The following is a 24,492-nucleotide window of genomic DNA, read 5'->3' as shown; positions in this document are numbered from 1 at the left end:
GGGCACGTCGACATGTCCACGATCAACATCTCGTATACCACGCTGACGCCGAAAAGGATCGAGAAGATGAACGTGGTCGCCGTATCATTAAAAAAATCGAGCGCGGCGCGCGCGGCGCTGACGGCCGTTTCGACGTCCGCGGCTCCGGCAGCGGCCACATGGGCGATGGGGTCCTCGGTGTGTGGGGATATGACCTCGAATACCTCACCGTGCGACAGCACCGAGCGGCCCGGCGCGATCCGCAACCCAAGGTCTTGCTCCATCGAAAGACTCCCATCGGCAATATCAACTACTTGCGATTATGTCGTGGAGCATATACCGTCGGCCCTGACGAGGTCCTGCGAAATCACTGAAACCGGTGGCTGCGCGGCCATTCGGAGTGAACCGGGCGTGGGGCGGCCCGTGTGACATCGGATCGGATAGGAGCGTTCATGGCTCGATTCCCCAAGCCGCCGGAGGGCAGCTGGACGCAGCATTATCCCGAGCTGGGAACCGGACCGGTCTCGTATGACGATTCCATCAGCCCGGAAATCCACGAGTTGGAACGAGAGGCCATCTTCAAGCGCGCCTGGCTCAATGTTGGCCGCATTGAACAGCTTTCGCGTACGGGTACTTACTTCACCAAGGAGCTCAAGGCAGTCAACACCTCGATCATCCTGGTGCGCACCAGATCCGGGGAAATCAAGGCGTATCACAACGTGTGTCGGCACCGCGGGAACAAGCTGGTGTGGAACGACATGCCGCTCGAGGAGACCAGCGGTGTGTGCCGCCAATTCACCTGCAAATACCACGCCTGGCGGTACGACCTGGACGGCAACCTGACGTTCGTGCAGCAGGAGGGGGAGTTTTTCGACCTCGACAAGAGCCGCTACGGGTTGGTGCCGGTGCATTGCGAGGTCTGGGAAGGCTTCATCTTCGTCAACTTCGCCAAGCAGCCCGAACAGCCGCTGCGGGAGTTCCTCGGGCCGATGGTCACCGCGCTGGAGGGGTATCCGTTCGACCGGATGACCTCGCGCTGGCACTACCGCTCGGAGGTCAAGGCGAACTGGAAGCTCTACATGGACGCGTTCCAGGAGTTCTATCACGCCCCCGTGTTACACGCGAACCAGTCGCCAACCGCTTACTCAAAGGCGGCCGCCGAGGCCGGTTTTGAGGCCCCGCACTATCGATTGGAAGGCCCGCATCGACTGGTGAGCACGTCGGGCGTGCGGGCGTGGGAGATGGCGGCGGAGATGCGCAAGCCGATCGAGGACATCTGCCAGAGCGGCCTATTCGGTCCCTGGGACAAGCCGGATCTTCCGGAGATGCCCGACGGGCTGAACCCGGCGAAATGCGATCCGTGGGGGCTGGACTCCTTCCAGCTCTTCCCCAACTTCGTAATCCTGTTCTGGGGCCAGGGTTGGTATCTGACGTACCACTACTGGCCAACCTCCTACAACTCCCACCTCTTCGAGGGCACGCTGTATTTCCCGCAGCCGCGCACGCCGCGCGAACGCGTCGCCCAGGAACTTGCGGCTGTCTCGTTCAAGGAATACGGCCTGCAGGACGCGAACACGCTGGAGGCGACTCAAAGCATGATCGAATCCCGGGTCCTCGACCGGTTCCTGCTCTGCGATCAGGAAATCCTGATCCGGCATCTGCACAAAGAGACCGCGGCGTGGATCGATCGGTATCGTCGCACGGCTACGGCGGGGGTGTGACCGCGATGTCTCCCATGCTGCCAGGCGAATTCGCCGACCTGGAGCAATTCGCGGACTGGTGCCTGCCTTCCGAACCGGAGCGCTACGCCAAGAGACTGGCGAGCACCATGCCGGAGATGAAGGCCTTTTACGACGCGATCACGCCCCGCGCGGAAGAGGCCCTCGCGTACTGCGACAAATTCTCCCTCGACGACCTGCCCGAAGACGTGCTGAATCTCATGCGCCTGATGTATTCGATGATCATGGTGTCGTTTCCGGTGGAGTGTTGGAAGCAACCCCGGGTGCCCGACTCCGGAGCGTCCACGCTGGATTGCGTGTCCGAGCCCGTTCCATGACCACCGTCCTGCGGGCGGCGCGGTGGTGTGACGTGGTCGACGGCCAGGTCCACTCACCGGCCGTGGTGGTGGTCGAGGGTGAGCGCATCGCCGCCATCAATCCCGAAGGCGGCGTGCCGGAATGGGCCACAGTCATCGACCTGGGCGACGTGACGCTGCTGCCGGGCCTGATGGATATGGAACTCAACCTGCTGATCGGCGGTCCCGGTGGTCCAGAGGGCTTGCCGTCGCCGATGCACGGTGTCCAGGACGACCCGGCCTATCGCACCTTGCGTGGTGCCGTCAACGCGCGCACCACCCTGGATGCGGGTTTCACCACCGTGCGCAACCTGGGACTGATGGTGAAGACCGGCGGTTACCTGCTCGACGTGGCGCTGCAGCGTGCCATCGACCAGGGCTGGCACGCCGGGCCCCGCATCTATCCCGCCGGCCATGCCGTCACCCCTTACGGCGGGCACCTGGATCCGACCGTTTTCCAGCGGCTCGCGCCCGGCATCATGCCGCTGTCGGTGGCCGAGGGCATCGCCAACGGTGTCCCGGACGTGATCGCCTGTGTCCGTTACCAAATTCGCCACGGGGCGAAGCTGATCAAGGTGTCGGCCTCCGGCGGGGTGATGTCCCACAGCACGGCCCCGGGAGCCCAGCAGTACTCAGACGCCGAATTCGCCGCGATCGCCGACGAAGCCCACCGGGCGGGCGTGCGGGTGGCCGCGCACGCCGTCGGTGACAGCGCGATCCAGGCATGCATCCGGGCCGGCATCGACTGCATCGAACACGGATTCCTGGCCAGCGACGAGACCATCCAGATGATGGTCGACCACGGTACCTTCCTGGTCTCTACCACGTATCTGACCGAGGCGATGGCGGTCGACCGGATCGCACCGGAGCTGCGCAAGAAAGCCGAAGAGGTGTTCCCGCGGGCAAAAGCCATGCTGCCGAAAGCGATTGCCGCCGGAGTGCGGATCGCGTGCGGCACCGACGCACCGGCGATTCCGCACGGCCACAACGCCAAGGAGCTTGGCGCGCTCGTGAAGCGCGGTATGACGCCCATGCAGGCGATCCGGTCGGCCACGCTCGTGGCCGCAGAGCTCATCGATGCCGACGACGAGCTGGGCCGGCTGGCGCCTGGCTACCTCGCCGACATCATCGCCGTGCCCGGCGATCCCGCGCTGGACATCGACGCCACGCTCGAGGTGCCGTTTGTCATGAAGGGCGGCGAGGTTTTCAAACAGGGAGGCAACCATGGAACTCACCGATAACATCCTGTGGTTGCTCAAGCAGGCTTTCTATTACTCGCTGACCACCATCAACGACGCCATGCGAGTGCACGGTGTCAGCACCGCCCAGATCGGTGTGCTGCGCCAACTCGCCAATGAGCCCGGCCTTTCCGGCGCCGAACTGGCCCGCCGCCTGTTGATCAGCCCGCAGGGGGTTCAGCTCGCGCTGACCGCGCTGGAGCGCCGTGGCCTGGTGGAACGAAAGCGCGATCCCCAGCACGGCCGCATTCTGCAGGCCTACCTCACAGGCGAGGGGCGCGACGTCGCCGCGACGGTCGTCAACGACGCGATCGCCGCCCACGAGGAGGTGTTCGGCGTCCTCAGCAAGCAGGAGCAGCAGACTCTGCGTGAACTGCTGGGCCGCGTTGTCGAAAAGGGCACCGGCCATGAGCTTTTCAACGACCGCGTCCAGGACTGACATGAAGGTCATCGGGACATCTCTAGTACTTGATATTAATGACAAGTAGTTGATATTGTCGGGGGGATGTCAGAACCCACTGCGGCCGCCGGGGCGGGGCCGCGCAACAGCGACGGGGTCGTGACCGAGGAAGTGACCATAGTGCTGGACCGGCGCGCCACCACGGTGCCCTACAGTGCGGGCGATACCTTGTTGCAGACCGCCCGGATGGCGGGTCTGGCCGCGCCGTCCTCGTGTGAAACCGGTTCCTGCGCAACGTGTATGGCTAGGCTGACGCAGGGGAGCGCCCGGATGCTCAACAACGACGCGCTGGACGAGGACGAGGTTGACGACGGCTGGGTGCTCACCTGCCAGGCGCTGCCGACCAGCCGCACGGTGCACGTCGTCTACGAGTGAATGGACGGGAGAGCAAACCAAATGGAGCGGACGCGATGAGCCGGGTGGCCGTGGTGACGGGCGGCGCCTCGGGCATGGGCGAGGCCACCTGCCACGAACTGGGCCGGCGCGGCCACAAGATCGCGGTCCTCGACGTCAACGAGCAAGCCTCGCAACGCGTTACCGAAGACCTCCGCGCCGATGGCGTCACCGCGATCGGCGTAAGCGCCGATGTCACCGACCGGCCGGCGTTAGAGCAGGCTTTCGCCAAGGTCCGCAGCGAGCTCGGTGCGGTCACGGTGTTGGTGACCAGCGCCGGACAGTTCGATTTTTCCGCCTTCGCCGAGATCACCGCCGAATCATGGGCGCGGATCATCGACGTCAATCTGACCGGCACGTTTCATTGCTGCCAGATCGCGTTGCCCGACATGGTCGACGCCAACTGGGGCAGGATCGTGATGATTTCGTCGTCGAGCGCTCAGCGCGGCTCACCGTTCGCAGCCCACTACGCGGCTTCCAAGGGCGGGGTGATCACCTTGACCAAGTCGCTTGCGCGCGAGTACGCGTCGTACGGGATCACAATCAACAACGTCCCGCCGTCGGGCATCGAAACACCGATGCAGCATCAGGGTCAGGCCGCCGGCTATCTGCCCTCCAACGAGCAGATTGCCGCCAACATCCCGCTGGGATACCTGGGCACGGGGGCGGACGTTGCCGCGGCGGTGGGGTTCCTGTGTTCGGAGGAGGCCCGATTCATCACCGGGCAGGTGTTGGGCGTCAACGGTGGAGCGGTGATGTGACGGCGATCAGGAGGTGCAGATGACGCGATCAGGACGGCCCGCTGAGGGCTCCTGGACCGAACACTATCCCGACCTGGGTACCGGTCCGGTGTCGTTCAGCGACTCCACGTCGCCGGAGTTCTACGAACTCGAACGCGAGGCGATCTTCAAACGTGCCTGGTTGAACGTCGCGCGGGCCGAGGAGCTGCCCCGCGCGGGCAGCTACCTGACCAAAGAGCTCGAGGTAATCGGCACGTCGGTCATCGTGGTGAAGGGGCGAGACGAGCGCATCCGCGCCTTCTACAACGTCTGCCGTCACCGGGGAAACAAGCTGGTGTGGAACGACTTTCCCAATCAGGAAACGCGAGGCACCTGCCGCCAATTCACCTGCAAATACCACGGATGGCGCTACGATCTCGAGGGCGCCCTGAAATTCGTGCAGCAGGAAGGCGAATTCTTCGACCTCGACCTGTCGGAGTACGGGCTGCGGCCCGTGCCCTGTGACGTCTGGAACGGGTTCGTTTTCATCAACTTCGATCCCGAACCGCGGCAGACCCTGCGAGAATTCCTCGGGCCCATGGTCACGGGCCTCGACGGGTACCCCTTCGACAAATTGACCGAACGCTACGAGTGGGTGGCACACAACAACAGCAACTGGAAGATCTTCGCCGACGCTTTCCAGGAGTATTACCACGTACCTTCGCTGCATCCGCAACAAGTGCCCCCTGACGTGCGGGACCCCAATGCCGGGTTCACCTGTGGGCATTTCCAGCTCGACGGTCCGCACCGGTTGGTGTCGACCGCCGGGCGTCGGCGCTGGCTGCTGCCCCCGGAGTACATGTACCCGATCGAGCGGGTTACCCAGAGCGGACTGGTCGGCCCTTGGCGCACACCGGATCTCGGCCCGCTGCCCCCTGGCCTCAACCCGGGCGGCATCGAGCCCTGGGGCATCAGCAATTTCCAGATCTTCCCCAACATCGAGATCTTGATCTACGGCGGCTGGTATCTGCTGTATCGGTACTGGCCCACCTCGCACAACACGCACCGCTTCGAGGCGTATACGTACTTCCACCCCGCCAGCAGTGTGCGCGAACGCATCGAACACGAAGTGGCGTCGGTGGTGCTCAAGGAGTTCGCGCTGCAGGACGCGGGGATGCTCGGTGGCACGCAGGCCGCACTGGAATACGGAATCGTCGATGAATTTCCACTCAACGACCAAGAAATCCTGGTACGCCACCTGCACAAGGTCGTCACCGACTGGGTCGACGCGTTCCAGCGCGAATCTGCTTCGGCAGGAGTGTGAACCCATGTCAGACGCCATGCTGCCCAGCGCATTCGCCGAATTGGAAAAGTACGCCCAAAGGTGGTGTCTGGCCACCGAAACCGAACGCTGGAACGCCCGAATCTCCAGCACGATGCCCGAGATGCACGAGTTCTACGACGCGTTCTTCCCGCGGCTCGAAGATGCCATCGAATACTGCGACAAGTTCCCGCTCGACAACCTGCCGGACGACGCGCTGAACCTGCTGCACATGATCTATTCGTTGATCATGGTCGCGATGGCGGTGGAGATCATGCACCAACCCGCGCCCGTCAGTGCCGCCGACGCGGTCATGATCCGCACCGTCGAGCCGATGCCCTGAGCGGGCATCGATCAGGAAGGACAGGCCATGAGTCTGCTCACCATCAACAAACTCACCGCGTCCGTCGGCGCGGAAGTCACCGGCCTCGATCCCGGCCGCCTGGCTTCCGACGACCCGGTCGGTGAGGCAGTCCTGGATGCGTTGGAGGACAACGGAGTTCTGGTCTTCCGCGGTCTGCAGCTCGATCCAGAGGACCAGGTCAGTTTCTGCCGTCTACTGGGCGAGGTCGATCACTCCGCCGACGGCCATCACCCGGTCGCCGGCATCTATCCCATCTCACTGAACCCGGCCAAGAACTCCTCGGCGGAAATCTTGAAGGCCACGTTCGACTGGCACATCGATGGATGCACGCCGCTCGACGAGGAATGCCCGCAGAAGGCCACCGTCCTGTCGGCGATGCAGGTGGCCGAGTGGGGTGGCGAAACCGAATTCGCCAACTCCTATGCCGCCTACAACGAACTGACCGACGAAGAGAAGGATCGCCTGGGGCCGCTGCGCGTCGTGCATTCGCTGGAGGCCTCTCAGCGGCGCGCCCACCCCGACGCCTCGCCAGAACAGGTGGCCCGCTGGCGATCCCGGCGCACCCATGAACACCCGCTGGTGTGGACGCACCGCAGCGGCCGCAAATCGTTGGTGTTGGGCGCGTCGGCCGACTACGTGGTGGGCATGGATCTCGATGAGGGCCGAGCGCTGCTTGAGGAGTTGCTCGAGCGCGCCACCAGATCGGACAAGGTGTACAGCCACCACTGGTCGGTGGGGGACACCGTCATCTGGGACAACCGCGGCGTGCTGCACCGCGCGGCTCCCTACGACCCCGCCTCGCCGCGCGAGATGCTGCGCACGACCGTGCTCGGCGACGAACCCATCCAGTAGGGCAACCCCATGACCGACTCGCGCCCAGTTCGGTTGACGCCCTTGCCGGCCGAGGACTGGGATGAGCGCGCCCGCGCATCGCTGGCGTCGTTGATACCGCCGGAGCGGGCGAATCCCAGCGGGGCCGGAAACGTGTTGTCGACCCTGGTACGTCATCCCGATCTGACACGGGCTTACCTGCCGTTCAACGCCTACCTGCTGAGGGGCTCGACGTTGTCGCCCAGGGTTCGAGAGGTCGCGCTGCTGCGAGTGGTGTCGCGCGGCGAGTGCGAATACCTCTGGGATCACCACATTCCGATCGCCGAGCGAGCCGGTTTGAGTGCACAGGACATCAGCGCGATCAGATCCGGCGTGGCCACCGACGGCGTGGACCGGATGGTCGTTGGCGCCGTCGACGAGCTGATGGAGCACCACACCATCACCCAGCCCACGTGGGACGAGCTGGGCAGCGCGTTCAGCGACCAGCAACGCATGGACCTGGTGTTCACCATCGGCGGTTACCTGCTGCTGGCGTTGGCCGTCAACACCCTTGGTGTGCAGAGCGAACATTCGTGAGCGTTCAAGCTCTCGTAGACACGCATCGGAGGCGACCCATGGCATCAACCCACCCCGAGTTGGCCCGGCCGTTTGCGCCACACCGCCTGAGGATCTATGTCGTCATGCTTTCGTTCGTCGGCGCGGTGTTCGTGTTCATGACGGTTGCCGCCGGCACCGGACTGGTGGCGCCGAGCCGGACTGTTGACGTGGTCGCGAACCTGATCTTCGGCACCCCAGTCATCGTTTTGCCGTTCGTCTTGCTCTGGAAAGCGCGGGGTGAGCAACGCTCCCGGCTCGGACTGGCCGCCGAACTGGTCATGATCTACATCCCGCTGACCGCCGGCAGCCAACTCACATACGAGCTGCCGTTTCTGATCGGCCATCCGTTCAATCTCTGGGGCACGTTGTCGGATCCGGGATGGCGTTGGCTCTGGTGGCAATACGGTCTGGCCGATACCCGTTATCGCAGCGACGACAATTTCATCTTCGGCCTGGAGTTCGGAGCTGTCCTAGCCGGCATCCTGCTTTTCGTCGTATGGATGCGCATGCTGCGTCGCGACCTTCCCGACGAGTCTCGAATCCGTTGCCTATGGCTGAGCTTCTTCGGTATCGCGGTCTTGATCACCGGAACGACCGCCTACTACGTCGCTGAGATCCGGGCCGGGTTCACCGACATAGGCCAGGGCGCATTTGGGCTGTGGTTCAAGTTCATTGGGGAGAACGTTCCCTACCTGATACTTCCGTATTTCGTCCTGTATGCCATCTACTACCTCGTCGACCACCTGACCCGCCAGGCCGGTGCGACGGCGGCGCTGGTCGACCCGGCAATCGCGACACCACCTTCGGCGCACGCCGGAGTTCGGCGGCAGGCCTAGCTCGAAGACCGAATACGGCCCACGCCGCACCGCGCTATGGCAGGGTTGAAACGTGTTGAGAAAAGCGCTGACCGCCGCGGCAACCGTGCTGAGTGGCGCCGGTACCGTTCTTGCGTCGCAGGCGTTCATCCCCTTGGCCGTAGCGGATCAGGACAACTACGTGGCCTTCCTGTCGCCGTCGCGCAACATCAGCTGCGAGATCGACTACCAGCGCCGCGGCATCTCCGACGAAGCATTCTGCTTCACCCTCGCGCCGCCGGCGTCGGTCCGGATGGACACCGGCGGGACCCTTACACGCTGCGCAGGGGAGAGCTGTCTGGCCAATCCGGCGGAGGGCACGCCGGTCCTCGGTTACGGGCAGACGATGGGAGCCGGCCCCTTCACATGCCGCTCGGAGAACGGTGGGGTGACGTGCACGGTCACCTCGGGTCGTGGCTTCACCATATCGAGCTCGGGAATCACACCGGTCGGGTAAGGGTTTCGGCGTCCACCTTCAGCCGCCCCGGGCCTCGATCATCGCCGAGCGATTGACCTTGGTCGCCGCGGTGCGGGGAATCGCGTCGACGAACTCGACGGTCTTGGGGGCCTTGTAGTGGGCGAGCCGGCTCTTCGCATACTCGATCACCTGCTCCTCGGTGAGCGCCACGCCGCCGGCGAGTTGCACCACCGCGTGCACCCGGCGTCCCCATTGCGGGTCGGCAAGGCCGATGACGACGACGTCGGCGATGTCGGGATGTTCGGCCAAAGCCGACTCGACTTCCGCTGGAAAGACATTCGCGCCGCCGGTGACGATCATGTCGACTCGGCGGTCGACGATGTAGAGGTAACCATCCTCGTCCAGGTAACCGATGTCGCCGGCGGAGCGGAAGCCATCTTCGGTGGACGGTAGCGGCGCCGCGCCGCCCACATAGCGCGATCCCGCGCTCATCGGTGCGCGCAGGTAGATCTCGCCGTGTTCACCGGGGCCAAGCTGTTTCGTTCCGGCATCGAGGATCCGGATCTCGGTATCCCGGAAGCCGCGGCCGACACTGCCCGGATGAGCGAGCCACTCGTCGCCGCGTAAGGCCGTGAGCCCAAGGTTTTCGGTCATGCCGTATGCCGTCACAATCTGCTGCGGGCTCAGCAGTTCGAACCAGGTATGCATGAGCGACGGCGGCATCACGGCGGCGCCTTGCAGGATGAATACGATGCTGGACAGGTCGCGCTCCCCGACATCCGGCCGGGCCGCGATGCGCGCCAGCATGGTCGGCGTGGCGGTGAAGTTGGTGATCTTGAAGCGTTCGATCACATCCAGAACCAGTGCGGCATCGAACTTTTCCAGCACCACCAAACGGTCTCCGGCCAGCAGGAAGAAGAAGGTGGCGAAGCCGTTGGTGTGATATATCGGCGCGGGCACCATGATGGTCTGTGGCTGAGCGACCGGCGTCCAGTTCGACAGGAACGGCTCGCCGTGTTGGGGGGTCCAGAGCGACGGCGCCAGGCTGAGGATCACTTTCGGTACCCCGGTCGAACCGCTGCTGCAGATTCCGTTGACATTGGGGGAGACGGCCTCGGGCAGCGCGCTGTCGGACTCGGCCGTCGCCTGCGCGTCGAGGCGCCACCGACTCGCCTCGTCGACGACCACGGCGGGGTTGATCACCTCGCGCACTCGGTCTCGCTCCCACTCAGGCAGGTCCCAGTGCATGGGGACCGGAACGGCGCCGATCTTCCAGCAACCTAGCGTGGCGAGAATTAGGTGCACTGAGTTGGGGATGGCCAGGGCGACAAGGGAACCGGTCTCCGCGCCGTAGGCGGCCAGTGCGCGGCCCCACTGGTTGGCGCGGGCGTCGAGTTCACCGAATGTCAGTGACTGCGCGGTGCCGTCGAGGGCGACGACGGTGACGCCGATGTCGTCACGACGCTGTTCGGCGAGCTGTTGAAGCTTGGTTCCGAACGGGATTCCGTCCGCTAACGGGTTGGCCGTCGCTTCGGCCGCGGCCGATTCCGTCACGCCGATACCGGCCCGCTGAACAGTGTCTCGAAGGAGCCGTCCGGGATGCCCGGGATGAGGCGCAACGCGAGCGCCTCGGCGCTCAGCGGCAGACGGATCAGCGGCTGGGTATGCCGGTCGAGCACGCTGACATCGGACTCATCGCAGAAGCCCAGCGCGCCGAGCAGTTGGTGCGAGGTGCGTAGCACCTGTCGCGCGGTGTCGGACGCCTTGAGCCGAAGGATGAGCGCGTCGGCCGAACGAACCTCTATAGGTAGCGATTCCGGACGGCAGATGGTGAATTTCGCCAATTCGTGCAGTCCGCGCACCGCGACCGCGGCCTCCGCCACGGCGAACCGGACGGCCTGAAAGTCCGCCAGCGGCTTACCGAACTGGATGCGGGCGCGCACATGATCGGTGACGATCTGCAGCGCCTGCTGCACCGCTCCCAGAATCCGCCATGATCCCAGCACGAGATGAAGGTTAACGTCGCCGGCGGGAACAGTTCCATCGGGTTCACCGAGGGAAGCGGGCACCAGGAATGGGCCGAGCTTGGCGTTGGTCCGCGAAGCGGGCCGCGGGTGGTACCGGGTGCCGTCCAGGTCGGCGGCGACCCAGTCACCCGGCAGGTCACCATGGTCGATGCGCGGCGCGCCGGGGTCGACCAGGGCAAGGCGGGCGCCGTCGATCGCCAGCAGCTCCTCGACGAGGGGATAGGGCAACGCGGTTGCGCCGGCAGCGCGGCACAGCACGGCCGCGGCGAGCAGGTCGTCGGGCGCCGATCGAACATCGAGCTCGAACGCGCCGACCTCGCTCAGGGCGGTCCGGGCCGCGTCCCGGATGCCATCGTCGGTTTCGGCGCGCAACGCCGCCTGTGGCCCGCCCAGCCGGCCCAACCGCTTGGTCGTGACCGCAGCGAAGTCGCTGATGTCTTGTGGCAGGTCAGTTTTCACCGGTGTTCTCCCAACACGTCCCGGGCCACCAACATCTTCTGCACTTCGATGGTGCCCGATGCCACGGTGGCGGCCTGCGCGTAACGCCAATGGTCTTCGATCGCCCCGTGCAGCGCGGCGCCGGCGCCGCTGTCCAGCGCGACCGGGCCCAACACGTCGAAAAGTAGCTCGGCGACCTGCTGGTCGCACGTCGTGGTGGCGATGCGGGCCGCACTGGCCGCCGCGCCCGCCGCCGGGTCATCTTGCAGCGACACGGCTCGATAGGCCAAAAGCCGGGCCACCCGTAGATCGACGAGCGCCCGCACCCACCGCGAGCGAACCGATTCGGGAAGCGCGCCCCAATCGTCGCCGAGCTGGGTGCTCATCCGGTCGAGCAACGATTCGCAGCGCGCGTAGCGGGCGATGCCCACCCGCTCGAATGCGAGCGCCTCGCGCATGACCCGCCAGCCGTCGCCGACCTCGCCGAGAACATCACCGGGGAACGCCTGCACGTCGTCGAGGAACATCTCGTTGAGGTGATGCGGCCCCAGCATCGACCCGATAGGCCGGACCGTGAAGCCGGGCCGATCCATCGGAATCAGAAAAATCGTGAGCCGCTTGGGCTTTGGGGCCTCGGGGTCGGTGCACGCCGCCAGCACACACCAGGACGCCATCAACGCATACGACGTCCACACCTTCTGTCCGGTGATGCGCCAGCCGTCGCCGTCCGGCACGGCGCGGGTACGCAATGAGGCAAGGTCGGTACCGGCCTCCGGCTCGGAAAAACCCTGGCACCAGATAACGTCGCCGGCGGCGATAGCGGCCAGGTGCCTGGCCTTCTGTTCGGCGGTTCCGTAGCGCATCAGTGCCGGGCCCACCCAGTTGATCCCCATGTATTGGGGACCGCGGGGCTCGTGCTGGGCCCACATCTCCTCGCGCAGTACCGTCTGCTGCCACACCGAACCACCGCCGCCGCCATGCTCTTTCGGCCACGCCAGCGCCAGCAGGCCCTCGGCGGCCAGCAATTTGCAGAACGTCTCGGTGGTGGCGAGATCTTGCGGGTTCTCGGTACAGGCGCCCAGGAAGTCGGCGGGGATATGGTTGGATACCAACTCGCGCAGGTGGTTCCGCAGTTGGGCGGCGTCGTCGCCGAGGTCGTAATCCATCGTCGTCATCCCTTCGGCAGCCCGAGCAGCCGCTCGGCGATGATGTTGCGCTGGACCTCCGAGGTTCCGCCGTAGATGGTCGCGGCCAGCGCGTCCTGGCGTTCGAACAGCAGATCCCGGTCGCTGAGCGACTGCGTCCCTTGGGCAACGGCAGCAAGCTCCCAAACCCGCTGCAACGTAATCGATCCGAGCAGCTTCATGGTGTCTGCTTCGGGGCTCGGTCGGCCCGCCAGTTCGTTGCCCAGGGCGCGGTATCCGGTGGCCCGCAACGCTTCGGCGTCGGCCAGCAGGGAACCGAGCTCGGTGCAGATATCCGCGGTCGGCTGTGCCATGCGTACCGTCTCGAGTCCACGCTTGATCTCGACCCAGTTCATGATCCAGATCATCTGGCGCTCGTGGTGCAACGACGACAGCGCGACGTTCCACCCACCGTGGAGCGGACCCAGCAGGTTTTCCATCGGAACTTCTACATCGTCGAGGAAGACCTCGCAGAATGTCTCGTCGGAAATCGACGCCATCCGGATCGGCTCGATGCGCACGCCCGGCGAATGCAGATCCAGGATCAGGCAGGAAATGCCCCGGTGTTTCGGCGCCTCCGGATCGGTGCGGGCATACAGGGTGCACCACCGCGACTCGTGGGCTTGGGTGGTCCAGATCTTGTGGCCGTTGACCCGAAACACGTCTCCGTCGCGCTCGGCTCGCGTGCGCAGGCCGGCGAAATCGGATCCGGCTTCCGGTTCGGACATGCCCAGCGCCCACCACTCGTCACCGCGCAGCAGGGGAGCCAGGAGGCGGTCGATTTGGGCGGCGGTGCCGAACTGACGGATGCCGGGTGCGGCCACATTGGGGCCCGCGATGTTGGGCAGCTTGGGCGCGGACCGCAGCGCCGCCTCGAGCCGGACCTCCATCGCATCGCGCAGACCCAGCGATCGGCCGCCGTGTTCGCGCGGCCAGGTTGGCTGTATCCATCCAGCCTCGAAGGCCGCTCGCTGATAATCGCGCCGCAGCGCCAGGTCCCAGCGGTACTCGCGATAATTCTCGTAATAGTCCTTCGGCAGGAACTCGCTTAACCAGGTGCCGAATTCGTCGAGGACCGCGGTCATGCCGCACCTCCCGCGAACCGGCGGCCCACCTCGTGATAGAGCACGCGACTGTCGCCCAGCATCGCGGCGACCTGCCAGGCGTGGCGGACATAGAGGTGGGCGTCGTGCTCCCAGGTCTGCCCGAGCGCTCCGTGCACTTGGACCGCGGTTCTCGCACAATTGGCGGCCGCATCACCCGCCGCCGCCTTGGCGAGCGCCGCAGTGGTCCAGGCATCCGCGGGCGTCGTGGCCGGATCGCCGAGCCGGGCGGCTGCGGCGTAGGTGAGGCTGCGGGCGCGCTCCAGGCCGACGTAGTTGTTGGCGAGCGCGTGCTTGATCCCCTGGAACGCACCGATCGGGGTGCCGAACTGACGACGCGTCTTGGCATGCTCCACGGCGCGGTGCAGGGCTGCGCTCGCCGTGCCTACCAGGTCGGCCGCCGCGGCCACCAACGGCGCCGTCAACGCGCTTTCGATATCGACGGGCGCGATAGCCACCGGCTCGGCGTCGACCTCGACCTCTGCCAGCGGCTGCGCGGGATCCGTCGATTCGCCCGCGATCACGGTCATCCCGTCGCCGCAGCGTGCGACCGCCACCACCGTGCCATCGGGGCCGCTGTCGGCGCGCGCCAGCGTGACGAGCAGCTCGGAGCGGGTCAGGTTGGGGACCGCGACCGCGCGTCCGCGCAGGCGTCCGCCGCGCAGGGTCATCGGCACCCCGGGCAGCCGAGATCCTCTGGCGTGCACGGCCAGGGTGGCGACGGCGCCGCCGGCGATGTCATCGAGAACCGCGTCGAGACCCGTGCCCCGCAATGCACCGGCGGCCAAGCCGACACTGCTCAGCAACGGGATCGGCGCGATCGCGGCACCGCATTCCTCGAGCACTAGGGCGAGTTCGACCGGTCCGTAGTCGCCGGCCCCGGGCGCGGCCAGTTCCGTCCAACCGAGATCGACCACCGTCTTCCACAGCGTGCGCCACCGTTCCGGATCCGTCATCGCCTGGCGGGCGGCGTCGGGCGGGCACTCGGTGCGTAGGACGTCGCGCACCGTGTCGCGCAGCGACAACTGCTCCGAATTCAGTCCGACATCCATAAGACCCCTAACATAATAAAAATAGTAAACTAGCGGCCCTGTCGCAATCGCACAGGAACAAACGCATAGGTGGGCGCATGGTCGAGTGGTATCTGTTCCTGCCGCAGGTGCGGCTGTCGGCGACGGAAATCGTGGAGCGGGCCCGCCACGCCGAGGCCAGTGGCTTCGACGGCATCGCGTTCATCGATCACCTCGAGGCGCCCGGTCTGCCCGATGAAAGCATTTGGGAGGCAATGGGCATTGCGAGCTGGGTGGCGGCCAAGACGGAGCGGCTCCGCATCGGCCATCTGGTGCTCTGTGATGCCTTCCGCCATCCCGCCGTGCTGGCCAAACAAGCCGTCACCCTGTCGGACGCGTCGGAGGGCAGGTTCGACCTGGGCCTCGGTGCGGGGTCCTGGCCCGCGGAGTTCACCCGATTCGACGTCGGCCAGCAGGACGCGGTCGCCCGGGTCGAGCAGCTGGATCGGCACCTGGCGTTGCTGCGGCAGTACTGGGGTGACGATCCGGGCGCCGGCTCAGCTCCGCAAGCCCCGCCGAGGTCTCATCCGATACCGCTGGTCCTGGGCGGCACCGGGCGCCGGATGATGGAACTCGTTCGCAGATACGCGGATTGGTGGAATCTGCCGGCGAACCACCTCGACAAGCTGCCCTCGCTGGCCCCGTCGGCAGGCACGGCCCGGCTTTCCGTTCAGCAGATGGTGGGGTTCGTACGGTCGGGTACCGACCCCGACACCGTGCGTGAGGTCAGCACGCGGCGATTCGGCCACCTGGGCGCGGGGCTGGCGTGTGGCGATGCCGACGAGCTCATCGGCCACTTCAGCGGGCTGGCGTCCCAGCGCGTCGAGCGGTTCTACGTGTGGTTTGCCGATTTCGCCGTACCCGATTCCCTGCGTGAGTTCGGCGAAACGGTGATCAAGGCTTTCCCGGCGCCGTAGCCGTCAACCCCGTTGCTCGGCGCGCCGCCGCGCTTCCGTGGGAACGACCGGCGGCCGGGCGAACGGCCCGCGCTGGACCGCGCTGAGCCGGATCTCCGGCAGGTCGACCGACGGGTCGACGGTGTCCAGCCAGGCCACCGCGTCCGCCACGTCCGAGACCTGGATGGCGTACATCTCGAAGGGAACGTCGGAAAGCATCTCGGTTTCCACCGGGCCCGGGGTGACGATGTGGACGCTGATGCCGTCACGGTCGACTTCCAGCGCCAAGGCCCGCGCGAAGGCGTTCATCCCCGCTTTCGATGCCGAGTAGGCGGTTCGCGCCATCATCGGTTCGTGCGCCGCCGACGACGAGATGAACACGAACCGCGAACCCGCGCGCATCCTGGGCAGCGCGGCGGCGGTCACCACGAAGCACGAATCCAGATTGGCCGAAATGATGGTCCGCCACTGCTCGAACGTCTGCTTGCGCGCGTACGTTCCACCCAGCGTGCCGGCGGCGTGCACGACGAGGTCGATGGTCTCCAATGCGCTTGTCGCAGCGGCGAATCCGTCCGGATCCGAGGCATCGGCCACGATGTGGCGCGCGCCGATCTCCTCGGCCGCTGCGCGCAACGGGGCCTCGCGTCGCGCCACCAGCACCACGTCGTAACCCAGCTCGGCCAACTTGCGACCGCACCCTTTGCCGATCCCGCCGCTGCCGCCGGTGACCAATGCCGTTCTCACGGGCTGCCTCTCAGGTTTGACGGAAATCCCGCGTCCGCGACAATGCCTGCGGTGACAGCGCGTGAATTCGTTGATCGTGCCGACCGGAGAGTACGTAGGTCTGGGTGTCGGCGAGATGGCGGCCCGCGATGCGGCGGGCCCGGTCGACGTCGCCCTCCGCGATGGTCTCGGTCAGCTTGACGTGCGTGCTGAGCACCGCGCGGCGTTGGGCCAGCGAGGGGTAGGTGCCTCGCGCCGCGCTCTCGTCCGCCCACTGTTGTTCGTGGCTGGTCCACAGCGTCTCCAGGCTGCCGACCACCGCGATGATGGTGTGGTTTCCACAGCCACGGACCACGAGATCGTGGAATTCACGCCCGATTTCGGTGAACAGCCCGCCGTCCTCGATGTTCTCGGCCATGGAGTCGTTGACCCGGTTGAGCTCTGGGACCAAGGTGTCCGCCCGGTCCGGCCGCCGGGCGGCCAGCGCGGCGCACGCGGGCTCGAGTTCCTGCAAGGCCATGCCGAGGTCGGCGACCGCTACGGACTCGCTCTGCAGTAACAGCCCGAGCATGTACGCGGCGCTGGTCTTCGCCGGGGCGTGCACAACGGCGCCACCACGGTTGCCCCGTCGCACCGAAACCAGGCCCTCGGTCTCCAGAATCCGCAGCGCTTCGCGCAGAGAAACCAGACTCACGTTGAACTGCTCGACAAGCACCTCTTGACGCGGCAAGAGATCGCCGTCGGCGAGGTCACCGTTGATGATCTGGCGGCGCAACTCGTCGGCTACGATTTCTGCGATCCGCGGCGCCGACAATCGGCGACGGGCGTCGCTCCCAATTCCCAAGGCGGTCATCCGATCCTCGATGCATAGCAACTCGCTGGCTTAGCTATTTTAGCAGTAATGGTATAAATAGCTTCTTCGATCGCGTGTCGATCGGGAGGGCGGGTGTAAGTGAGCGAGCGGTCCGACAGCCGGCCCACACCGCTGCACGACCTGCGTGTCGTCGAGATCAGTGACCGGATCGCCGGCAGTTATTGCGGCAAGCTGCTGGTCGATGCCGGGGCGCAGGTGTGCAAACTTGAACCGCCGCAGGGGGATTGGCTCCGCCGTTATTCGGCGACCGGATCGCCCGTGCCGGACGGAAAGAGCTCGCCGTTCTTCGCCTACCTCAATGCGGGCAAGCGCAGCATGACTTACCGGCCCGACGCCGGGCGCTTGTCCGCCGAGCTGTCCGCCGCGGACGTGGTGGTGGTGACTGCCGGCCGGGAGCAGGCCGCGGCGTTGGGTGTCGACCCGCAGCGGCTGCTGGCACAGTGTCCGCGCGCAATCATCGTCACGATCTCCGACTTCGGCTGGACGGGACCGTACGCCGATCGGGCAGCCAGCGAATTCACCCTGCAGGCGTGGGCGGGCTCGCCCGGCTTCCGGGGCGATCCCGCGGGGCCGCCCATCGCGATCGGCGGCGACCTGGGGGAGTACATGGGCGGCGTCTACGCCGCGTTCGGCGTACTGGCCGTGCGCCGCCGCGTCGAGCGTGGTGGCCCCGGTGAGCACCTCGATCTCTCCATGCTCGAGGCGTTGACCGCGATGCAGAGCAGCGAATGGCTGCATTCGCAGCTGCTTCGCGTGCCCCCGATCCGCCGCACGCTCGAAGTGCCGTCGATCGAGCCCGCCAAGGACGGCTACGTCGGGATCACGATGGTCACCGGCCAGCAATGGCTCGACTTCGTTGCCATGGTCGAATGCCCGCAGCTCGAAGAGATCGAACAGCTCCGCTTCCAGATCGGCAGGTGGGCCTATCGTGACCTGATCCGCGAACAGATCGGCCCATGGCTGGCCGAACGCACGGTCGAGGAAATCGTCGAGCTCGGCCAACTGTTTCGGCTCCCGATCGCGGCGCTGGGCAACGGCTCCACGATCCGGGAGATGGAATACGTGACCGAGCGCGGGGCATTCGTCCGCAACCCCGCGGGCTTCCACCAGCCCCGGCCACCCTGGTTGATGTCAGCGTGCGCGCCCGCCCCGCCGCGGGCGACGCCGGCCCTCGGCGAGGCCAATGACGAGATCCCTTGGTCCCGAAGGGAAGCCATGGAAGCCTCCGCCGCGGTCGGGCTGCCCCTGGCCGGTGTGCGCATCGTCGACCTGACCGCGTTCTGGGCCGGTCCTGCGGCCACCCACCTACTGGCCGCGTTCGGTGCCGACGTCATCAAGGTGGAGTCGATACAGCGACCGGACGGCATTCGATACTCGGGCGGCATGCGCACCGATGTCGACGATTGGTGGGAGTACGGCTGGGTTTTCCACGCCATGAACACCAACAAGCGTTCCGTCACACTGGATTTGGGCTCCGAAGACGGGCGCCGCCTGTTCAGCGAGCTGGCCGCCGGCGCTGACGTGGTGATCGAGAACTTCTCACCGCGGGTGATGGACCAGTTCGGCCTGACGGCCGATACGCTGCTGAACGTCAACCCCAGGCTCGTCGTCGCCCGGATGCCCGCGTTCGGGCTGGACGGACCGTGGCGGGACCGTGTCGGATTCGCCCCCACCATGGAGCAGATCGCCGGCCTGGCCTGGGTGACCGGATTGCCCGAGACCCCGCCGGTCACGCCGCGCGGGGCGTGCGATCCGCTGGCGGGTGTGCACGCGGCGTTCGCGGTGCTGGCCGCGCTGAATTTCGCCGAACGCACCGGCTCGGGGCAGCAACTCGAGCTGCCGATGCTCGAAACGGTGCTGAACGCTACCGCGATCCAGGCGATCGAATCCGAGGTCTTCGGGATAACGCTGACCCGGCGGGGCAACCGCGGTCACGGCGACGCGATCCAAAACATCTACCGGTGTGTGGGCGACGACGACTGGATCGCGGTCACCGTGCGCGACGACCGGCACTGGCGTGCCCTGGTCGAGGTGATGGATCGACCGGCGTGGTGCGACGAGGAGCTGTCCACCGTCGCCGGACGGCGACAGCGGGCCGACGACGTCGATCGCCGGCTGGCGGACTGGTTCGCGCGCCAACCCCTCGACTCGACGGTGGAGCAATTGGCGGCCGCCGGCATCCCCGCCGCACCGGTGGTGTCGCCGTCGTTGGTGATCGAGAACCCCCAACTGAGTCATCGGGGATTCTTGGAGACCCTGGACCACCCCAGCACCGGCGCCGGCCGCTATCCCTGCCCGCCGTTCGCCCAGCTGGCCGGCCAGGACAGGTGGCTGCTGCGGCCACCGCCGCGGCTGGGCGAGCACAATGAAGAGATACTGCGTGAGCGGTGCGGGCTGACCGAGGAAGAGCTGACACGCCTCGCAACCAGCGGGGTGATCGGGACCCGACCCAAGGGCCTGTGAGAAGTGGAGGGCATCTGATGCGCGTGACAGTTGACGAAAACCTTTGTGAGGCCAACGGCTTCTGCGAATCGCTGGCACCGGAAGTCTTCGAGCTGGGGGACGAGGACGTGGTGCAGATCGCGGACGGGCCCGTGCCGCCGCGGCTGGAGATCGACGTGCGCGCCGCGGTGGACCAATGCCCCAAGGCCGCGCTGCGACTGATCGACTGAGGGATCAGCGCCTGACGACGGCGAGCGCCGGGACGGCGCGAATAAGAAGTCGGGCAATCCTCATCTGCGTTCGCCCAGTGAGATCGACATTTCGTCGTAGATCGACATGTTCGTGGTCAGGTTCGGATAAGCCACTTTCGCCGGGCCGAGGGCGATGTTGTCGCAACGCAGCAACAGTTCATCGAACACCGCGCGCAGTTCCGCGCGCGCCAGCATGGCGCCCAGGCAGTGGTGGGGTCCGCCGCCACCGAAGGCCACCTGGGGGTTCGGCTGACGACCGATGTCGAAGGTGAACGGAGACGCGAAGACCTCCTCGTCGCGGTTGGCCGAACGCAGCATCGACACCACCCGCTCGCCCTTGGCGATGCGCTGGCCGTCCATCTCGACGTCGACCTTCGCGGTGCGCGTCCAGTACGCGACCGGTGAGGCCCAGCGCAACACTTCCTCGATGGCGCTGGGCCGCACTGCTTCCTGCTCGCGATAGCGCTCGATCTGCTCCGGGTTCGTCACGAACGCCTGCAGCCCGATGGCCAGCGCATTCTTGGTGGTGTCGCTGCCGGCGAACGCCAACACGAAGAAGAAAAATTCGAGTTCGTGCGGTGGCAAGCTGAAGTGATCACCGTCTTCGCCGGTGATCACCGCGGTCGCCAACGTGCTCCAGATGTCGTCGGTGGGATTGCGTCGTTTCTCCGCGGTGAGGTCCATTGCGTACCCGAAGATGTTGGCGTAGAGGTCGGTTTCGTCCTGCCGGCTCAGCTGCACCTCCGGCGAGTTGGCCTTCAAGATGCGGTCCAGGCCGTCGAAGATTCGGGGCCGGTCGTCCTCCGGTATGCCGATGATGTCGCCGATGACTGTCATCGGCAGGGCGTCGGCGACGTCCTCGATCCAATCGCCGCCGCCCTCGGCGAGCAGGCGGTCGATCATGCGCGCGGCCCTCGCCCGGATGCCGTCCTCGAGCTTGGCGATCGCCCGCGGATTGAACGCGTTCGAGATCAGCTTGCGGCGCTTGTTCAGCCCGGGCGGGTCCATGTTGATGATGGTGGGGTACGACGAGAACATCCCGACCGGCTGGATGAGCGGGCCGTCGACCGCGGTGAAGGACTCGACATCGCGATGCAGCCGGATTGCGTGCCGGTGCTTGGTGGCCACCCAGAACTGGCGCTGGACCGTCTTGGCTACGCCCGGGGTCAGGTCGTGGCGGAAAAGTGGCTGGCTGTGCCGCAACTCCGTGAACAATTCGTCGGGAAACCCATTGCGCCACAGGGAGAAATCGGAAAGATCCACTGCCGCCGCCGTCATCTGATACTCCGCTCTGCCCGGGCTCGTCTGGTGCCGCGTTGACGTTCAATGCTTAAAATAGTAAAAATAGACCTTGTCGTCGAACCGCGGTGAGTGAAGGGCGGCCAAATTGCGCTCCGCTCGCCTTGGTCTGGGCGGGATATGGAGAGTTCGTGACGCACACAATTTCTGAACCGGCGTCGGATTCGGCCGGGGATGGGGATCCATCGGAACGCGAGTTCGGGCAGTCGGGCATTGCGCTGTCGACCTATCGGTTCCCGACGGGCTGGTTCATCGTCGCGTTCGGCTCCGACCTGGCCGCCGGTGAGGTCAAGCGCCTGCACTACTTCGGTGAGGAGCTGGTGCTGTTCCGCACCGCTTCCGGCAAGGTCAACGTGCTGGACGCCTACTGCCAGCACCTCGGCGCCAATATGGGCGTCGGCGGTACCGTCGAAGACGAGAACATCGTCTGCCCCTGGCACGGCTGGCGGTGGCGCGGCGACGGCTCCAACGCGCTGATCCCGTACAGCAAGATCGGCTGCAAGAACAACGTCCGCATCCGCACCTATCCGTGCATGGAGTGGTACGGCTTCATCCTGGTCTGGCACGAACGCCACGGCCGGGCGCCGTACTGGCAGCCGCCGACGCTGCCCGAGCTGGAAACGGGCGAGTACTACCCGCTGCACCCGCACAGTCGGATGCTCAACCGGGTCAAGGTGCACGCGCAGATGATCATCGAGAATGCGGCCGACCCGTATCACGTGCAGTACGTGCACAAGGCCGCCAACCCCGCCAATACCGCCTCGTTCGAAGTGGCTGGCTATCACCTGCACGCCACCGTCAACGCCCACTTCGGTGGGGGCCGAGCAAAGACGTGGTTGACCCCCAACGGGCCGGTCGACGCCAAGATCATCTACGACAACTACTCGTTGGGGCTGGGGCTGGTCCGGTTTCCGAGTGACCTGGTGGCCACCATCGAGGTCACCGGGCAGACTCCGGTCGACGAGGACTACACCGATTACTTCTACACACAGGCGTCCGTCCGCGAGCCGGGCGACACCGGTGACGCGCCGACCGGTCGCGCGGCCAAATTCCTGGCGCTGCAGCAAGAGGTGATCAAGCAGGACTTCTTCACGTGGGAGAACATGAAGTACCTGGAGAAGCCGAACCTGGCTCCCGAAGAGGCGCACGACTATGCGGCCCTTCGCCGCTGGGCCCACCGCTTCTACCCGGGCCCGCAGCCGTCCCCGTCCGACTTCGGGTACACGGCCGACGGTAAGCCCGACCCGGCGGCCGCGAAAGCCTGAGCGAAAGCCCCTGGAAGCCCCATGAGTCCCGACCGGAGCGGACATCTCGGGCCCGCCGACTTCGGCGTCGAAAGTTTCACGGTCGCGGCCGTGCTCGATCGGCGGGCCGAGCAATATCCCGACCGGGTGATGATGTCGATCGCCGGCGTTGACGTGACCTTCGAGCAGATGCGGCAGCGCTCCGGCGCCGCCGCGAACATACTCACGGAGTTGGGCGTCGGCCGCGGCGATTGCGTGGCGTTGTTCACCGGAACCTGCCCGGAATGGGTCTACTTCTGGCTGGGGGCGGCGCGTATCGGCGCGGTCAGCGCCGCCGTCAATGCCGCGAACAAAGGGGACTTCCTGCTGCACGCCCTGCGGCTGTCGCAGGCCAAGGTGATTCTGGCCGACGTTGAGCGTCGGCCCCGGGTGGACGAGGTTGCCGGGGCGTTGGAGATCGCGCCGACCATTGTGCTGCAAGGTGATTCACTTGACGCGGAGTTGAGCCGAGGCGGCGCCCGTCCGGTCGCAGGCGTCGGGGCGGCGGCGGACGACGTGGGCTGTCTCTTCTACACGTCGGGCACCACCGGGTCGTCGAAAGCGGTTGCCACGACCTGGCCTTACCTGTTCACGGTCGCCGCGACGGTCGCGTCGGCCTGGGAATTGCGCGCGGGGGAAGTGCTGTGGACGGCGATGCCGCTGTTCCACCTGAGCGCGGCACCCAGCGTGCTCGCCCCGATGCTGCTCGGCGCGACGACTGTGCTGGCGCAAGCGTTTCACCCCGCCGAGGTGTGGGACGACATACGCGCCCGCGGTGCCGTCGGCTTCGCCGGCGCCGGCGCGATGGTGTCGATGTTGCATAACCTGCCCCCGGATCCGCGTGATGCCGAGCTGCCGCTGCGGTTCATCTCGGCGGCTCCGATCGACGCCAAGGCGTATCGCGACATCGAAAAGCGTTACGGCTGCCGCATCGTCACGATGTACGGGATGACCGAGGCGTTTCCGATCGCCGTCAAGGCCCTGGCCGACGAAGGGGTACCCGGAACATCGGGCCGGCCGAATCCGAATTTCGACGTGCGCATCGTCGACGAAGGCGGCGACCCGGTGCCCGCCGGCGCGGCCGGGGAAATCGCCTGCCGGCCCCGGTGCCGGCACGTGATGAGCGAAGGCTATGTCGCGCAAGGCATGCGGGTCATTCCACACCCGGAGTGGTTTCGCACGGGCGACGTCGGACGGCTCGACACGGACGGAAACCTGACATACGTCGACCGCAGGAAGGATTCGCTTCGCCGGCGCGGCGAAAACGTTTCCTCGGTCGAGGTGGAAACCGTGGTTGCGAGCCATCCCGCCGTGGCGGAAGCCGCCGCGGTCGGGGTGCCCAGCGATCTGGGCGAAGACGACATCCTGGTGGTCGTGACGTTACGACCTGGGGCCACAGTGAATTACGCCGAGCTGCTCGATTTCTGCTCGGCCCGGATGCCGTACTTCTGCGTGCCGCGATACGTGGAGACCGTCAGCGAACTCCCGAAGACTGTCATCGGGCGGATACGTAAGGACTTGTTGCGCGAGCGGGGGGTGACTCGGGAAGCGTGGGATCGTGAAGCTCAGGGCTATATCGTTAGCCGGTAAGTTACGTTAATGTTACGTGTTAGTCGGCAAGTGACTTTACCGTTACATCCGTCCGCTCGTTGGC

General features: G+C 66.0%; 25 protein-coding genes and 1 pseudogene. 17 read left to right on the top strand and 9 right to left on the bottom strand.

The genetic code is table 11. The features are described 5' to 3' along the window. A partial coding sequence (locus A5756_RS25115; RefSeq protein ID WP_304441123.1) for an aldehyde dehydrogenase family protein occupies positions 1-245 on the bottom strand: 245 nt, incomplete at its 3' end. 186 nt (positions 246-431) lie between these two features. Here A5756_RS25115 and A5756_RS25110 point away from each other — a divergent pair. The 12 genes and pseudogenes from A5756_RS25110 (at position 432) to A5756_RS25055 (ending at position 9,287) form a co-directional block, all read left to right on the top strand. Continuing rightward, complete coding sequence (locus A5756_RS25110) at positions 432-1,700, top strand: aromatic ring-hydroxylating dioxygenase subunit alpha (protein ID WP_066958664.1); 1,269 nt, start codon at positions 432-434, stop codon at positions 1,698-1,700. Continuing rightward, positions 1,697-2,035, top strand: coding sequence for a hypothetical protein (locus A5756_RS25105; protein WP_197505329.1), 339 nt, complete (start codon positions 1,697-1,699; stop codon positions 2,033-2,035). Before A5756_RS25110 ends, A5756_RS25105 begins: the two co-directional genes overlap by 4 nt. Beyond that, positions 2,032-3,294, top strand: a complete 1,263-nt coding sequence (locus A5756_RS25100) for an amidohydrolase family protein (RefSeq protein WP_066958662.1) — start codon at positions 2,032-2,034, stop codon at positions 3,292-3,294. Before A5756_RS25105 ends, A5756_RS25100 begins: the two co-directional genes overlap by 4 nt. Continuing rightward, positions 3,278-3,730: a MarR family winged helix-turn-helix transcriptional regulator gene (locus A5756_RS25095; protein WP_066958660.1), complete on the top strand. Its 453-nt coding sequence runs from the start codon at positions 3,278-3,280 to the stop codon at positions 3,728-3,730. Before A5756_RS25100 ends, A5756_RS25095 begins: the two co-directional genes overlap by 17 nt. A gap of 123 nt (positions 3,731-3,853) precedes the next feature. Next, positions 3,854-4,126: pseudogene (locus A5756_RS25090) on the top strand (2Fe-2S iron-sulfur cluster-binding protein); the annotation flags it as partial. Between the two features lie 35 nt (positions 4,127-4,161). After that, entirely contained in the window at positions 4,162-4,905 is a 744-nt protein-coding gene (locus A5756_RS25085) for an SDR family NAD(P)-dependent oxidoreductase (protein WP_066958656.1), read from the top strand. A gap of 19 nt (positions 4,906-4,924) precedes the next feature. Further along, a complete protein-coding gene (locus A5756_RS25080) occupies positions 4,925-6,187 on the top strand; it encodes an aromatic ring-hydroxylating dioxygenase subunit alpha (RefSeq protein WP_066958718.1) in 1,263 nt (420 codons plus the stop codon). 4 nt (positions 6,188-6,191) lie between these two features. Further along, on the top strand, positions 6,192-6,527 hold the full coding sequence (locus tag A5756_RS25075; RefSeq protein WP_066958654.1) for a hypothetical protein: 336 nt from the start codon (positions 6,192-6,194) through the stop codon (positions 6,525-6,527). Between the two features lie 27 nt (positions 6,528-6,554). Beyond that, the gene (locus tag A5756_RS25070) at positions 6,555-7,400 is read left to right on the top strand and encodes a TauD/TfdA family dioxygenase (RefSeq protein WP_066958652.1); all 846 of its coding nucleotides are present in this window, start codon (positions 6,555-6,557) and stop codon (positions 7,398-7,400) included. A gap of 9 nt (positions 7,401-7,409) precedes the next feature. Beyond that, positions 7,410-7,955 carry a carboxymuconolactone decarboxylase family protein gene (locus A5756_RS25065; RefSeq protein WP_066958650.1) on the top strand — a complete coding sequence of 182 codons (546 nt, stop codon included), beginning with the start codon at positions 7,410-7,412 and terminating at the stop codon, positions 7,953-7,955. Positions 7,956-7,993: 38 nt separating this feature from the next. Then, positions 7,994-8,812, top strand: coding sequence for an emopamil-binding protein (locus A5756_RS25060; protein ID WP_082960086.1), 819 nt, complete (start codon positions 7,994-7,996; stop codon positions 8,810-8,812). A gap of 52 nt (positions 8,813-8,864) precedes the next feature. Beyond that, positions 8,865-9,287 (top strand): hypothetical protein, encoded by a 423-nt coding sequence (locus A5756_RS25055; RefSeq protein ID WP_232005409.1) that lies wholly within the window; start codon positions 8,865-8,867, stop codon positions 9,285-9,287. An 18-nt stretch (positions 9,288-9,305) separates the two neighbouring features. On the opposite strand, the gene A5756_RS25050 is transcribed toward A5756_RS25055, so the two are convergent. Genes A5756_RS25050 through A5756_RS25030 form a run of 5 tightly spaced genes read right to left on the bottom strand, consistent with a single transcriptional unit; the run spans position 9,306 to position 15,052 of the window. Then, positions 9,306-10,802, bottom strand: a complete 1,497-nt coding sequence (locus A5756_RS25050; RefSeq protein ID WP_066958648.1) for a class I adenylate-forming enzyme family protein — start codon at positions 10,800-10,802, stop codon at positions 9,306-9,308. Further along, positions 10,799-11,734 carry an acyl-CoA dehydrogenase family protein gene (locus A5756_RS25045; RefSeq protein ID WP_066958646.1) on the bottom strand — a complete coding sequence of 312 codons (936 nt, stop codon included), beginning with the start codon at positions 11,732-11,734 and terminating at the stop codon, positions 10,799-10,801. Before A5756_RS25045 ends, A5756_RS25050 begins: the two co-directional genes overlap by 4 nt. After that, positions 11,731-12,888 (bottom strand): acyl-CoA dehydrogenase family protein, encoded by a 1,158-nt coding sequence (locus A5756_RS25040; RefSeq protein WP_197505330.1) that lies wholly within the window; start codon positions 12,886-12,888, stop codon positions 11,731-11,733. The genes A5756_RS25045 and A5756_RS25040 overlap by 4 nt, the downstream gene beginning before the upstream one ends. Then, positions 12,885-13,982, bottom strand: a complete 1,098-nt coding sequence (locus A5756_RS25035; RefSeq protein WP_066958644.1) for an acyl-CoA dehydrogenase family protein — start codon at positions 13,980-13,982, stop codon at positions 12,885-12,887. Before A5756_RS25035 ends, A5756_RS25040 begins: the two co-directional genes overlap by 4 nt. Next, positions 13,979-15,052 carry an acyl-CoA dehydrogenase family protein gene (locus A5756_RS25030; RefSeq protein WP_066958641.1) on the bottom strand — a complete coding sequence of 358 codons (1,074 nt, stop codon included), beginning with the start codon at positions 15,050-15,052 and terminating at the stop codon, positions 13,979-13,981. The genes A5756_RS25035 and A5756_RS25030 overlap by 4 nt, the downstream gene beginning before the upstream one ends. A gap of 77 nt (positions 15,053-15,129) precedes the next feature. On the opposite strand from A5756_RS25030, the gene A5756_RS25025 reads away from it, so the two are divergent. Further along, positions 15,130-15,987: an LLM class flavin-dependent oxidoreductase gene (locus A5756_RS25025; protein WP_066958639.1), complete on the top strand. Its 858-nt coding sequence runs from the start codon at positions 15,130-15,132 to the stop codon at positions 15,985-15,987. Between the two features lie 3 nt (positions 15,988-15,990). Here the strand turns inward: A5756_RS25025 and A5756_RS25020 are convergent, their stop codons facing one another. Next, entirely contained in the window at positions 15,991-16,710 is a 720-nt protein-coding gene (locus A5756_RS25020; protein WP_066958637.1) for an SDR family oxidoreductase, read from the bottom strand. Between the two features lie 10 nt (positions 16,711-16,720). Beyond that, positions 16,721-17,542 carry a FadR/GntR family transcriptional regulator gene (locus tag A5756_RS25015; protein ID WP_066958635.1) on the bottom strand — a complete coding sequence of 274 codons (822 nt, stop codon included), beginning with the start codon at positions 17,540-17,542 and terminating at the stop codon, positions 16,721-16,723. Positions 17,543-17,641: 99 nt separating this feature from the next. Here A5756_RS25015 and A5756_RS25010 point away from each other — a divergent pair, with 99 nt between their 5' ends. Beyond that, on the top strand, positions 17,642-20,026 hold the full coding sequence (locus tag A5756_RS25010; RefSeq protein ID WP_066958633.1) for a CoA transferase: 2,385 nt from the start codon (positions 17,642-17,644) through the stop codon (positions 20,024-20,026). A 17-nt stretch (positions 20,027-20,043) separates the two neighbouring features. Next, entirely contained in the window at positions 20,044-20,235 is a 192-nt protein-coding gene (locus A5756_RS25005) for a ferredoxin (protein WP_046185638.1), read from the top strand. A gap of 60 nt (positions 20,236-20,295) precedes the next feature. On the opposite strand, the gene A5756_RS25000 is transcribed toward A5756_RS25005, so the two are convergent. Further along, positions 20,296-21,534 carry a cytochrome P450 gene (locus A5756_RS25000; RefSeq protein WP_066958631.1) on the bottom strand — a complete coding sequence of 413 codons (1,239 nt, stop codon included), beginning with the start codon at positions 21,532-21,534 and terminating at the stop codon, positions 20,296-20,298. A 152-nt stretch (positions 21,535-21,686) separates the two neighbouring features. On the opposite strand from A5756_RS25000, the gene A5756_RS24995 reads away from it, so the two are divergent. After that, the gene (locus A5756_RS24995) at positions 21,687-22,820 is read left to right on the top strand and encodes an aromatic ring-hydroxylating dioxygenase subunit alpha (RefSeq protein ID WP_156659811.1); all 1,134 of its coding nucleotides are present in this window, start codon (positions 21,687-21,689) and stop codon (positions 22,818-22,820) included. A gap of 21 nt (positions 22,821-22,841) precedes the next feature. Next, the gene (locus tag A5756_RS24990; RefSeq protein ID WP_066958627.1) at positions 22,842-24,428 is read left to right on the top strand and encodes an AMP-binding protein; all 1,587 of its coding nucleotides are present in this window, start codon (positions 22,842-22,844) and stop codon (positions 24,426-24,428) included. Positions 24,429-24,492 lie beyond the last annotated feature (64 nt).

This window comes from Mycobacterium sp. 852002-53434_SCH5985345 (genome assembly GCF_001667155.1).
Classification (GTDB): Bacteria; Actinomycetota; Actinomycetes; order Mycobacteriales; family Mycobacteriaceae; genus Mycobacterium.
Note: the sequence above shows the minus strand (reverse complement) of the source record. Positions and strands in the feature narration are given on the sequence as shown.